This is a genomic window from Cupriavidus necator N-1, from assembly GCF_000219215.1.
Classification (GTDB): Bacteria; Pseudomonadota; Gammaproteobacteria; order Burkholderiales; family Burkholderiaceae; genus Cupriavidus; species Cupriavidus necator.
In genome coordinates this window covers 103,441-115,536 of record NC_015723.1, presented here as the reverse complement: position 1 = coordinate 115,536, position 12,096 = coordinate 103,441, and the positions used below count along the sequence as shown (strand labels likewise).

Below are 12,096 nucleotides of genomic sequence, written 5' to 3'. Positions count from 1 at the left end.
GTCCACATGAAACGACAGTTCCTGGGCCTGCTGGCCCGCGTCTACGTCCTGCAATTTGCGCTCGAAGTCCCGGCTACGGTGGCCATGCTTGCCGACATGTTGCTGGAATACGGCTTCCAGGTCGATATCGGCTCAGTGCGCCCGTTGCTGCGCGCCCTGCAAATGGAAGGCTATCTGGAAAGCGTGCTGCGCGACGGCATCGGCCGGGTCTACCTGCTGACCGAGCGCGGCCGCGAAGAACTGCAGGCCAGCCGCAAGCGCATCGACGATCTCTACCGCCGCCTGCACGCCGGCCAGCCGGCCACCGACGAAGTGCCGCGCCTGGCCTGATCCGGCCAGGGCGGCCGCCGCGGCGCGGGGGGCGTACCCGTTTCTGCGGGCCATCCCCTCGCCGCCAGGCGCGCCTTGTGCCTTACTTCTTCTCCGCCTTCCCTTCGTAGCGCTTGCTCCATTCAGCCAGGATGCGGTCGCGGTTGTCGCTCGCCCAGCGGAAGTCGTTCTTGATCAGGCGCTTCTCGTAGTCGGCGGGCAGCAGCGCGTCGGGCTTGGCAATGCCGGGCACGGCCAGCACGGCAAAGTTTTTCTCATACAGCGCCATCGCTTCGCGCGAGGCCGAGAAGTCAGCCAGCTTGCGCGCGGCGTCCAGGTTCTTGCTGCCCTTGACGATGGCGGTGGCCTCGATGTCCCAGCCCAGGCCTTCGCTCGGCAGCACGATATCGATCGGCGCGCCTTCCTTCTTCGACTTCATGGCACGGTACTCGAACGCAATGCCGATCGGGAACTCGCCCTGCGCGGCCATCTTGCACGGCTTGGAGCCCGAGTGCGTGTACAGGCCGATGTTCTTGTGCAGGCCATCCATGTACTGCCAGCCCTTCTGCTCGCCCATCATCTGCAGCCAGGCGCTGACATCGAGGAAGCCCGTGCCCGACGAGGCCGGGTGCGGCATCACCACCTTGCCCGCGTAGATCGGCTTGGTCAGGTCGGCCCACGAGGTCGGCTTGGGCAGGCCCTGCTTCTGCGCCTCCACGGTGTTGAAGCAGATCGCCGCGCCCCACACGTCCATGCCGACCCATGCCGGCGGGTTGGCCGGGCTGCGGTACTTGGCATCGATTGCGGCCAGGTTCTTCGGCGCATACGGGTCGAGCATGCCTTCCTTGTCCAGGATGGCCAGGCTGGAGCCGGCCAGGCCCCACACCGCGTCGGCGCGCGGCGCGGCTTTTTCCGCGAGCAGCTTGGCGGTGACGATGCCGGTGGAGTCGCGCACCCACTTGATTTCGATATCGGGATGCACCTTCTCGAACGCGGCCTTGTAGGCGGCGATCTGGTCGGCTTCGAGCGCGGTATAGACCGTCAGCACGGTGGCGGCGCTGGCGTTGCCCGCCAGCATCGGCAGGGCGGCCGCGGCGGCAAGCGCCGTGACAAGGTTGGTGATGCGGGACATGGTTTCTCCTTGGGTTCGGTGAGTGTTCCGGAATGCAGGGGTACGGCGAATCGGGCAAGGGTCAGCCGGCGCGCCAGCGTTGCGCGCGGCGCAGCCAGCCGGCCGAGACCGCGTGCAGCAGCAAGGCCGCCAGCACCGAGGTCAGCAGGATCAGCGTCGACATCGCGGCAGCGGGCGCGGTGTCGCCGGCATCGTCCATGTTCAGCACCGAGATCGCGGCCAGCACGGTGTCGGGGCTGTACAGGAAGATCACCGCCGAGACCGTGGTCATCGACGACACGAAGAGGTAGCGGAAGATATCAAGCAGTGCCGGCAGGCACACCGGCACGGTCACGCGCCAGCATGTCACCAGCGGCGCCACCCCGAGCGACAGCGCCGCGGCCTCGAACTCGTTATCGAGCTGGCGCAGCGCCGCGGCCGCGGTCAGGTGGCCGGTGGTGTAGCAGTGCGCCACGTTGCACAGCACCAGCAGCGCCATGGTGCCGTACAGCGCGTGCAGCGGATTGCCGGGCGCGTTGAAGAAGAACACATAGCCCAGGCCCAGCACCAGCCCCGGCACCGCCATCGGCAACAGGAAACTCGCGCGCAGCACCCCGTGCAGCCAGGCCGGGCCGCGCGTGCGCAGCGTCAGCCAAGCGCCCAGGAAGATCGCCGCCGTGCCCGCCAGCGCGGTCAGCGCCGACAGCTTCAGGCTGTTGCGGTAGGCCAGCCAGCCGCCGCCGTCCATGTTGTCGAAGTCGTAATGCGCCAGCGTCAGGCCCAGGTTGTACGGCCACAGCTTGACCAGCGACGCGCCCACCGCGGTGGCGATCACTGCCAGCAGCGCGGCACTGACCAGCGCCACCAGCAGCAGGCACGCGCCGTCGCGGCCGCGCTCGGGCGCCGGCACATACACCTGCGCGCGGCTGCCCATCTGCGTGCGCTGGCGCTGCTGCATTGCCATGTCCACCGCAAAGGTCAGCAGCGCGGGCGCCAGCAGCAGCATGCCGATGAGCGCGCCACGGTCAAACTGCTGCTGCCCGACCACGGACTTGTATGCTTCCAGCGCCAGCACCGGGTAACCGCCGCCCACCACCTTGGGTACGCCAAAGTCCGTGATCACGAGCGTCAGCACCAGGCAGGCGGCGGCGAACAGGCCCTGGCGCGCGCCCGGTAGCGTGACCGTGCAGAAGGTGCGCCACGGGCTGGCGCCCATCGCGCGCGCCGCTTCATAGAGGCGCGCATCGGCCAGCGACAGCGTCGCCACCAGCACCATCAGCGCATGCGGGAAGGTGTAGAAGGCCTCGCCCAGCACGATGCCCCAGAAGCCATAGATGCCGCCCTGCCCGAAGGCGCCGCGAAAAATGCCCTGGTTGCCGAACAGGTAGACCAGCGCGATCGCCGGCAGCAGCGACGGCGCAAACAGCGGCAGCAGCGCAATGCCGCGCCACAGCGGCCGCAGTGCGATGCAGGAACGCTGCAGCGCATAGGCAAAGCCAAATGCCAGCGGCACCACCAGCGCCACCACCGCCAGCGACACCGCCACGCTGCGGCCGAGCATCGGCAGGAAGTTGGGGCTGGTCACCAGCGCCGCCATGCGCGCGCCCAGCGCCCATTGGCCCGCCGCATCGAACCAGGCCTGGCGGAACAGCGCCAGCAACGGCAGCAGCAAGCCGACGGCCAGCCCGGCCAGCCAGATCCACTTCATCGCGGCCGGGGCACCGTGTGCCAGCCGGGAGGCCAGGCCGGTGCCGCGCGAGGAGGCGGCCTGCGTGCCCGGGTGCGACTCGACCGTGGCTGCGGCGCGCATCATGCAAACACCCGCAACGCCTGCGCGGGCAGCGCAATCCAGAACTTGTGGCCGCCGGCGTCGGGCAGCCGGTGCCGCGCCTCGCGCGCCACGTCGGCAAACAGGGTCAGCCCTGGCAGTCGGTCCGCTTCCAGCGCCAGCCGGTAGCGGTTGCCAAGGTAGGTCTGGTCGACCACGCGCGCCAGCAGCCGGTTGGACTCGGCGGGATCCGGGTCCAGCCGCACCGCTTCCGGGCGGCAGCACAGCCGGCCGGCGGATGCCGCAGGCTGCGGCGTGTCGACCAGGAAATCGACGGCCTGGCTGCCCTCGCCAACGGTGAAGCGCCCGGCCTGCGCGCTGCGCCCCGGCAGCCAGTTGGCCTGCCCGACAAAGCCGGCGACAAAGGCCGACGCCGGCTGCTCATAGATCTCGGCGGGGGTGCCGGCCTGCACGATGCGCCCGCCGTCCATCACGGCAATGCGGTCGGCCATGGTCATGGCCTCTTCCTGGTCGTGGGTGACCATCACGGTGGTGATGTTCAGGCGGCGCTGCAGCTGGCGCAGCTCCAGCCGCAGGTGTTCGCGCACGCGCGCGTCGAGCGCCGACATCGGCTCATCCAGCAACAGCAGCGAAGGCGCCGGCGCCAGCGCACGGGCCATCGCCACGCGCTGCTGCTGACCACCGGAGAGCTGGCCCGGAAACTTGCGCTCGCTGCCGGCCAGGCCGACCAGGCCGAGCATCTCGGCCACGCGCGCGTCGCGGTGCGTGCGTCCCATGCCGCGCCCGTGCAGGCCATAGGCCACGTTCTGCGCCACGGTCAGGTTGGGAAACAGCGCATAGGACTGGAACAGGATGCCGTAGTCGCGTGCCTGCGGCGGCAACCCGGTCAGTTCACGCGCGCCGGCATGGATGCGTCCTGCGTCCTCGCGCTCAAGTCCCGCGATGATGCGCAGCAGCGTGGTCTTGCCGCAGCCGGACGGGCCCAGCAGGCACAGCAGCTCGCCCTGCCCGACCGACAGCGACACGCCGTCCAGCGCCATGAAGCTGCCAAAGCGCTTGCTGACCTGCTCCACCGCCAGGAACGCCCGGCCCTCCCCGGACTTGCCTGCCTGCATGACCGAATCTCCGCAATCTCAATGGAATCGGTCGCCAGCATAGGCAGCGCAGATGCCAGCCGTGTGGCAGATCGGCAAAGTATTTCGATGGAAGTATCGGGGAATTTGAGATGGGGCAGCGGCACCGGGGGGCCCGCCGGCAAGTTAGGAATGGTGCCCCTGGGCGATTATGACTCGCGCAGCGCAGTGGCGCCCGCAGACGTGGGGGTCGGCGCCCGAATCCCCTTTTCCAGGATCTCCCGCAGCACCTCGTGCGGTACCGCCTGGCTGAACAGGAACCCCTGCAGCCCGTCGCACCCCTGCGCCCGCAGGAACTCGAACTGCGCCGCCGTCTCCACCCCTTCGGCAATCACCTTGAGGTGCAGCTGGTGACCCAGTGCGATGATCGCCGCGGCCACCGCCTGGTCGTGGCCGGGCGTGGCCACGTCGTCGACAAAGGACTTGTCGATCTTGAGGCGGCTGATCGGCAGCCGGGTCAGGTAATTGAGCCCGGAGTAGCCGGTGCCGAAGTCGTCGATCGACAGCCCCACACCCAGCTCGCGCAACCGGCGGAAGGTCTCGATGGTGGTCTCGCCGCCGTCGACCAGGATGCCTTCGGTGACCTCGATCACCAGCCCCTGCGGCGGCAGGCCGGCCTGCTGCAGGCAGTGCGCCACGGTATCGGGGAAGTTGGCCTGGCGCAGCTGCAGCGGCGAGATATTGACCGCGACCTCGATCTCGCTGCCCAGCGCCTGGCGCAGCGCCTGGATTTCGCGGCAGGCGGTGGCCAGGGTCCATTCGCCCAGCGGCGCCACCAGGCCGCTCTGCTCGGCGATGGGGATGAACTCGGCCGGCTGCATGGCGCCGCGTTCCGGGGTGTTCCAGGTAATCAGCGCCTCGACGCCGGTGATGGCCAGCGTCGCGGCATCGACGATCGGCTGGTAGCGCAGCCGGAACTCATCGCGGGCGAGCGCGCGCCGCAGCAGCCCTTCGATGGTGAAGCGCGCCAGCGAGGCCTCGGCCATGGCGCTGGCAAAGCGGCGCAACTGCGCGCGGCCGTCGTGCTTGGCCGCGTAGACGGCCGAGTCGGCAGCCTTGAGCAGCTCGGTCAGGCTATCGCCATCGTCCGGGAAGATCGCCATGCCGATTGACGGCGTCACGCGCAGGCGCTGGCCGCCGGCCTGCAGTTCTTCATTGACGCGCACCTGGATCTTGGCGGCAATCAGCTCGGCTTCGCTGTCGTGGCGCAGGCCGCCCAGCACCACGCCGAATTCATCGCCGCCCATGCGCGCCACCAGGTCGCCCTGTCGTACCGTGCCCTTGAGGCGGTCGGCCATGGTGCGCAGCACGTCGTCGCCAACCGGGTGGCCGAGCGAGTCGTTGATGTGCTTGAAATGGTCCAGGTCGAGCAGCAGCAGGGCCACGCGCTCGCCGTGGCTGCGCGCGTGCAGCAGCAACGCCTGCGCGCGCTCGCTCAGCTCGGCGCGGTTGGGCAGGCCGGTCAGCGGGTCGTGCAGCGCCAGGTGGCGGATGTACTCGTCGACGCGCAGGCGCTCGGTCAGATCGTAGCCGATGGCCTGGTAGCCAGGCGACGGCGCGGACCGGGGCTCGGCACCATCGGCGGGACCGGCTGGCGCGGCGTCGGCGGCCGCAGCCTCGATGGGCGCCGGCAAGGCGAACACCGCCAGTTGCACCGGCATGCGCGAGCCGCCCTTGCGCACCCAGGTCCATTCGCGCTCGTCGGTCAGGCCAAGCCGTGCCTTGGCCACCAGGGCGGGCAGCCCCGGCGGCACCGGCTCGCCCAGTTCGCCACTGAGCATGCGGGCATGGTCGGCCAGTTCGTCGGCAATATGCAGGCCGGTCATGTGCATGTGCCCGACCAGCTCCGCGGTGTTGTACCAGAGCATGCGCTGGCCAGCCGCGTTGATGCCGGTGATCAGCCCGTCCTCATCGAAGGTGATCACGCAGAAGGCGGCATGGTCGAGCAGCCCGGCATAGCGCGCGGCCTGCACCGCGGCGGCCTGCTGGGCGCGCCGTTCCGGCTCCAGGTCCGTGACCGCCCACAGCCAGTGCGCGGTGCCGCCGTCGGCCACAGGCAGGCGCGCGGCGCCGGCGCGCAGCGCGAAGCGGCTGCCGTCTGCGCGCACGCCCGCCAGTTCACGGTGGGCCTCGACCCCGGCCGCAGCGCCGCTGGGGACTACGCCGGTGGCGCCGGGTACCAGGGTGTCCAGGCTGCGCCCGGCCAGTGCCGCCGGATCGGCGCCGAACAGTTGCCCCGCCCGCTCGCTCGCGCGCACCACCACGCCCTGGGCATCGGCGAGCAGGAAGCCGTCGGCCGACTGCGCCATGCACGCCTGCAGCATGGCGTTGTCATCTTCCCAGGCATGGACGGCCTGCGCTTCGCGCTGGCGCGCGGCGCGGCCCCGGCATGCCAGTGCATGGGTGAGCCACGCCAGCAGCAGCGTGGCCAGCGTGCCCGCGGCCAGCACCAGGTACGCCTGCCGCGGGCCATGTGCGGCTTCGAAGGCGGGGCGCGTGGCGCCGCGCAGCGTCCAGGTGACGCCGCCATACTGGAGCTGGCGCTCGCCCTGCAGCAGCGCGGCACTGCCGTCCTCACGGCGCTCGCCCTCGGTCGGCCCGCCGGACAGCATCGGCCCGGGAGCGGCCGGGGAGCCCTCATACAGCGACAGTTCCAGTTCCGCCGCGGCCGGGGCTCCGGCCGCGCGCATCAGGTCGCCCAGGCGCAGCGACACGTAGACATAGCCGAGCACCGCGTGGCGCCGCTGCGCCACCGTGCTGACCGCCGCCTCCCCGGCGTAGACCGGCAGGAATATCAGCGCGCCGTGCTGGCGCTGCGCCGCCTCGGCTTCGCGGACCAGTGCCAGGCCGGGCGTGAGCCGCGGTTCGCCGCTGTCGCGGGCGGCTTCCAGCGTCGCCCGGCGCGTCGGCTCGGACAGCATGTCAAAGCCGGCGGCGCGCGTGTTGCGCCCATCCAGCGGTTCGATATAGAAGATGGGTGCGTACAGGTCGCGCGTGCCGCCGGGATGAATGTCGTAGTCGGCAAGGCCGTCGGCACGGGCGGCCTGCACCAGCCGTGGCACCCGCTGCAACGGCGTGAGCGGCGCGTAGCCGATCGACTGGGTGCCGGCGGGCAGGTCGTCGAGCTGGGCGGTATAGAGATAGTCGCGCCACTGCGCGCGCGAGGTGTCCGGGTTGGCGCTCAGCACGGCGGCCACGCCGCGCAGCAGGCGTTCGTTCTCCAGCATGCGCTCGCGCAGCACGCTGCCGGCCTGTCCCAGCAGTGCGTCGAAATGCTGCTGCGCCTCGCGGCGCTCGAGCCGCTCCGCCTGCAGCCATGCCCCTGCCGTCAACAGCGCGCCGCTGGCCGCGACCAGCAATGACAACAAGGCAGGGGAAAGCGAAGTCAGTCTCATGGTCGATCGGTTCCGGCATGCAGCAGGGGCATGCCGTCTGCGTGGACTTGCCTTCGCATTAACGGGGGACTATACCGTGGCACAGGCAGCCCGCACACCCCCGCCGGGGATGAACCCGTTCGGGGGAAAGACCGCATGCCCCACCACGGCGGGGTATGGTAGGGTTCCACCGGAGATGCCCCCTCCAAGTACGCGACAGTCCGCGCCACTAGTGTCCTGTTCCGTAGATAACTTGCCAAAATGTAATCGTCCAGTTGACTGTCAGGCTAGGCGCGAGGAGGCGCCATAGCAGTAGCTATGGCAACGACGAGCAACGACGCATGGCGGGCAACTGGGCGATTTCATGGAAAGGTATCTGCGGAACAGGACACTAACGCCCCAACTGCGCCCTACATGCCCGTCTACACACCCACGCTGAAAGCGCGCATTGCGATCATCACCACCGTGCTGGCCGCGGTGTTCGGCACCGGCATCGTACTGACCGCCCTGTACGATGCCCACCGCGACCTGCACGATGCGCTGCAGGTCCAGCAGGACTCCGTCGTCAAGCTGACCGCCAGCCAGCTCGACACCGCCATGAGCGACCGCATCGTGCTGCTCTCGCACCAGGCTGCGCAACTCAGCGGCCTGCTGGCGCAGGCGCATGGCGCGCAAGCCGCCGCGGTGCGCGAGCGGGCGCTGGATGCGCTGTCCGCAGCGATCCCGGTGCCGGCCGCGTTCAACGCGCTGCTGGTCGCCGACATGCAGGGCAACATCGTCAGTAACCGCGGCAGCGGGGCGGACATTGGCGACCGCAGCTATTTCCGCGAGGCCGCCCGCTCGCTCGCGCCCGTGGTGTCGCCGCCCATCCGCTCGCGCACCAACGGCCAGATGGGGGTGATGGTGGCGGTGCCGGTGCTGGCGCCGAACCAGGCCTTCGTCGGCCTGGTGGGCGGCTGGCTGGACCTGTCCAGCGCCAACTTCCTGGTCGAGATCCTGCACAACCGCCTCGGCACCACCGGCTACTACTGCCTGGTGTCGGCCGGCCCCGAGCCGGTCTACATCCGCCATCCCGATCCCGCGCAGGCGCGCCAGCCGGCGCAGGCCGTGGCCGATACCTGCGGCGAGGATGACAGCCCCGCGCCGCTGGAATTCCTCACGCCGGCGCGGCCGGTGATCGCACGCTACCTGATGTCGAGCACCGGCTGGGAACTGGTGGCGCTGCTGCCCGCGCGCGAGGCCTACGCACCGCTGCACCAGATGCAGCAGCGCTTCCTGAGCATGGCCGGGATGGCCATGGCGGCGGTGGCCCTGCTGATCTGGCTGGCTGTGCGGCGCCAGCTGGCGCCGCTGGCGCGCCTGCACAAGGTGGTGCAGGCCAGCGCCAACGACCTGTCCGCGTTCGAGCGGCTGCCGACACGGCAGCAGCGCGACGAGATCGGCGACGTGACGCGCGCCTTCATCAAGCTGATGCGCGACGTGCGCGAGCGCCGCCAGGCGCTGGACCGCAGCGAACGGCGCCTGCGCGCGGTGACCGACACGCTGCCGTCGCTGCTGGCCTTTATCGACACCGATGAGCGCTATGTGTTCAACAACCAGGCCTACGAGCGTGTCTTCGGCCTGAAGCCGGAGGAACTGCGCGGCAGGCACGTGCGCGAGATCCTGGGCGAGGCCCGCTACGCGCGCGTGCAGCCATTCATGCAGCGCGCGCTGGCGGGCACTGCGGTGACCTTCGAAACCGAAGACAGCGACCTCGAATACCACTGCATGGAGAGCAGCCTGCGCCCGGAATGGAGCGCCGACGGCAGCGAGGTGGTGGGCGTGCATATCCACGTGCAGGACATCACGCAGCGCAAGCTGGAGACGCAGCGCCTGGCGCGCATGTCGCGCACCGACCACCTGACGCAGCTGATGAACCGCAGCGCTTTCGAGGGCCAGCTGCACGCGGCGATGGTGCGCAGCCGCGAGCATGGCACGCTGATGGCCCTGCTGTACCTGGACATGGACCGCTTCAAGGCCGTCAACGATATTCACGGCCACGCCGCCGGCGACCAGCTGCTGCAGACCTTTGCCCAGCGCGTGCGCCGCTGCGTGCGCGAGCGCGACACCGTCGCCCGGCAGGGTGGCGACGAGTTCGCGGTGGTGCTCGAAGACATGACCCGGCCCGCCGCGGCACGCCGCGTGGCGCAGGCCATCCTGCAGGCAATGGACGAGCCCTTCGACTTCGAGGGCGTGTCCGCCGACGTGGACGTCAGCATCGGCGTGGCGCTCTACAACGGCGGTCCGGCGCAGGACCGCGAACTGATGCGCCTGGCGGACGTGCTGCTATACCGCGCCAAGGGCGCGGGCCGCGGGCGCTATGAGATCGGCCCGCCGGAACTGGCGGGCGAGCTCAGCGCGCAGTAGGCAGCCCCGGCCGAGGGCTCAGTGGATGGTGCCGCCGGGCTTGTCCGACGCCGCGCCGCCGGCCCCCTCGGGCTCGAACGGTACGTGGCGGCCGTCGCTGGACTGGTAGCCCAGCTGCGCATCGGCGCCCAGCATCTTCTCCCACGCGATCATGGCCTGGGCCACCGCATCGGGCGCGCCCTTGAACACCACCACGTCGTTGCCGCAGCCGGGGCATTCGCCGCCGAACACGGCATCGATGCCGGGCAGGCCCGGCACGTCGAGCGCGTCGAATTGCGCGAACGCGGTCTTGCAGTGCCCGCAGACCAGCTGGGCGGGGCGCAAGGCCTCAATCTTTGCGCGTGCCTGTGCCGCACGCTCCTCGGGGGTACCCCGCCGTTTTGCCTCGCCCATGATGTGCCTTCCTTCCCCGTGCTGCCGGTGTGTGTTTGCATCGGCCCCGCCAGTGCGGCGGGACCGTGCCCGTTAGATGCGCAATGCGTGCTGGTGGTGCCCGACCATTGTCGCAGGTGACGGCCACGTTGCGTGCGCGCCGTCGCCGATCTGCTGCGCTCAGATGGCATTGTAACCAGCGCGACGCAGCAAATACCGGGCCGACAGGAACCGCCAGCGCCTGCTATTGTGGATAACGATGCCCCGTGCGCGTGCGGATGCGCCGCTTCCGGCACCGTGGTGCATGCTGGTCCCATCCACCTACCCCCGAAGGAGGACGTTCCATGATCCGACCCACCGTGCAGGAAAACGCCGCCCGCTACGCCGACTGCATTGCCGCCTGCAATGCCGCAGCCGCTGCCGCACTCAAGTGCGCCGCGGCCTGCCTGGAAGAACAGGACGTGCGCAAGATGGCGCGCTGCATCGCGCTGGACATGGATTGCGCCGGCATCGCCCAGCTGGCCGCGTCCTACATGCTGCGCAACAGCGAGTTCGCGCCGCTGGTGTGTGAAGACTGCGCCGAAGTCTGCAAGTGGTGCAAGGAGGAATGCGAGCACCATGACAACGAGCACTGCCAGGATTGCGCCCGCGCCTGCGCAGCCTGCATGGAGCAGTGCCTGAAGATGACGGCTTAGCGGTCCCAGCCCGATTCCTGCTGCCCCTGCGGCGGTTCGGCCAGCGCGACGAAGGCATCGATCAGCCTGGCGCCACGCCGCTCGCGCAGGCAATAGAGATACTCGTGCAGGCAGGGCGAGGCATCGGTGAAGCCCAGCACGCGCAGGTCCGGATGGCTCGGCACCTCGTGCCGGGCAATCACCGATACGCCCAGGTTGCGTATCACCGCCTCGCGGATCGACTCCCGGCTGCCGATCTCCATCTGCGCCGCGGGGCTCACGCGCGCCTGCGCCAGCATGTCTTCGGTGGCGATGCGCGTGGTCGACCCGAGTTCGCGCATCAGCAGGCGGCAGCCTGCCAGCGCACTGACGGCCACTTCGGTGTGCCCGGCCAGCGCATGGGTGCGGTGCACCACCAGCATCAGCGGATCCACGCCCAGCAGCACGCGCGACAGGCGCGCATCGTCCACCCGCTGCGACGAGGTGGCGATATCGACGCGGTATTCCTGCAGCGCTTCCAGCACTTCCTGCGAATTGCCGGTCACCACGCTGACATCGATGGCGGGAAAGCGCTCGCTGAAGCTGCGGATCAGCTCCAGCACATAGTAGGGCGCGGTCGCACCCACGCGCAGGCTGCCGGTGCGCAGGTCGCCCGAATGGCGCAGGAAGAAATCGATCTCGGTTTCCTGCTGCACCAGCGCCTCGACGCGCGGCAGCAATGCCAGCCCCGCGTCTGACAGCGCCAGGCGGCGCCCGCCGCGGTGGAACAGCTCGACCCCGTAGGCTTCTTCCAGCGCGCGGATCTGCGCGGTGATGGTGGGCTGCGACAGGCCCAGGCGCTTGGCGGCCTGCGTGACGCTGCCGATGCGGGCCACCATGAAGAAGGACTTGAGCTGGGCGATGAGCATGCGGCCGAGGGATGTCGCTA

Annotated in this window: 9 protein-coding genes; 3 read left to right on the top strand and 6 right to left on the bottom strand. The window is 69.7% G+C overall.

What is annotated here, in order from left to right:
- The first annotated feature begins 6 nt into the window (after positions 1–6).
- Entirely contained in the window at positions 7–330 is a 324-nt protein-coding gene (locus CNE_RS18605; RefSeq protein ID WP_041228506.1) for a PadR family transcriptional regulator, read from the top strand.
- 82 nt (positions 331–412) lie between these two features.
- Here the strand turns inward: CNE_RS18605 and CNE_RS18600 are convergent, their stop codons facing one another.
- The 4 genes from CNE_RS18600 to CNE_RS18585 form a co-directional block, all read right to left on the bottom strand.
- Complete coding sequence (locus CNE_RS18600) at positions 413–1,441, bottom strand: putative 2-aminoethylphosphonate ABC transporter substrate-binding protein (protein WP_013951819.1); 1,029 nt, start codon at positions 1,439–1,441, stop codon at positions 413–415.
- A gap of 61 nt (positions 1,442–1,502) precedes the next feature.
- A complete protein-coding gene (locus tag CNE_RS18595; RefSeq protein ID WP_013951818.1) occupies positions 1,503–3,233 on the bottom strand; it encodes a putative 2-aminoethylphosphonate ABC transporter permease subunit in 1,731 nt (576 codons plus the stop codon).
- The gene (locus tag CNE_RS18590) at positions 3,230–4,324 is read right to left on the bottom strand and encodes a putative 2-aminoethylphosphonate ABC transporter ATP-binding protein (protein ID WP_013951817.1); all 1,095 of its coding nucleotides are present in this window, start codon (positions 4,322–4,324) and stop codon (positions 3,230–3,232) included. Before CNE_RS18590 ends, CNE_RS18595 begins: the two co-directional genes overlap by 4 nt.
- Before the next feature lie 167 nt (positions 4,325–4,491).
- Positions 4,492–7,737 carry a bifunctional diguanylate cyclase/phosphodiesterase gene (locus CNE_RS18585; RefSeq protein ID WP_013951816.1) on the bottom strand — a complete coding sequence of 1,082 codons (3,246 nt, stop codon included), beginning with the start codon at positions 7,735–7,737 and terminating at the stop codon, positions 4,492–4,494.
- A gap of 393 nt (positions 7,738–8,130) precedes the next feature.
- Here CNE_RS18585 and CNE_RS18580 point away from each other — a divergent pair, with 393 nt between their 5' ends.
- On the top strand, positions 8,131–10,122 hold the full coding sequence (locus tag CNE_RS18580; RefSeq protein ID WP_041228505.1) for a sensor domain-containing diguanylate cyclase: 1,992 nt from the start codon (positions 8,131–8,133) through the stop codon (positions 10,120–10,122).
- Positions 10,123–10,140: 18 nt separating this feature from the next.
- On the opposite strand, the gene CNE_RS18575 is transcribed toward CNE_RS18580, so the two are convergent.
- Positions 10,141–10,515: a hypothetical protein gene (locus tag CNE_RS18575; protein WP_010814047.1), complete on the bottom strand. Its 375-nt coding sequence runs from the start codon at positions 10,513–10,515 to the stop codon at positions 10,141–10,143.
- A 323-nt stretch (positions 10,516–10,838) separates the two neighbouring features.
- Between CNE_RS18575 and CNE_RS18570 the strand changes: the two genes are divergently transcribed.
- Positions 10,839–11,189 carry a four-helix bundle copper-binding protein gene (locus CNE_RS18570; RefSeq protein WP_013951814.1) on the top strand — a complete coding sequence of 117 codons (351 nt, stop codon included), beginning with the start codon at positions 10,839–10,841 and terminating at the stop codon, positions 11,187–11,189.
- On the opposite strand, the gene CNE_RS18565 is transcribed toward CNE_RS18570, so the two are convergent.
- The gene (locus CNE_RS18565) at positions 11,186–12,076 is read right to left on the bottom strand and encodes a LysR family transcriptional regulator (RefSeq protein WP_041228504.1); all 891 of its coding nucleotides are present in this window, start codon (positions 12,074–12,076) and stop codon (positions 11,186–11,188) included. The genes CNE_RS18570 and CNE_RS18565 overlap by 4 nt on opposite strands.
- Between the last annotated feature and the right edge of the window lie 20 nt (positions 12,077–12,096).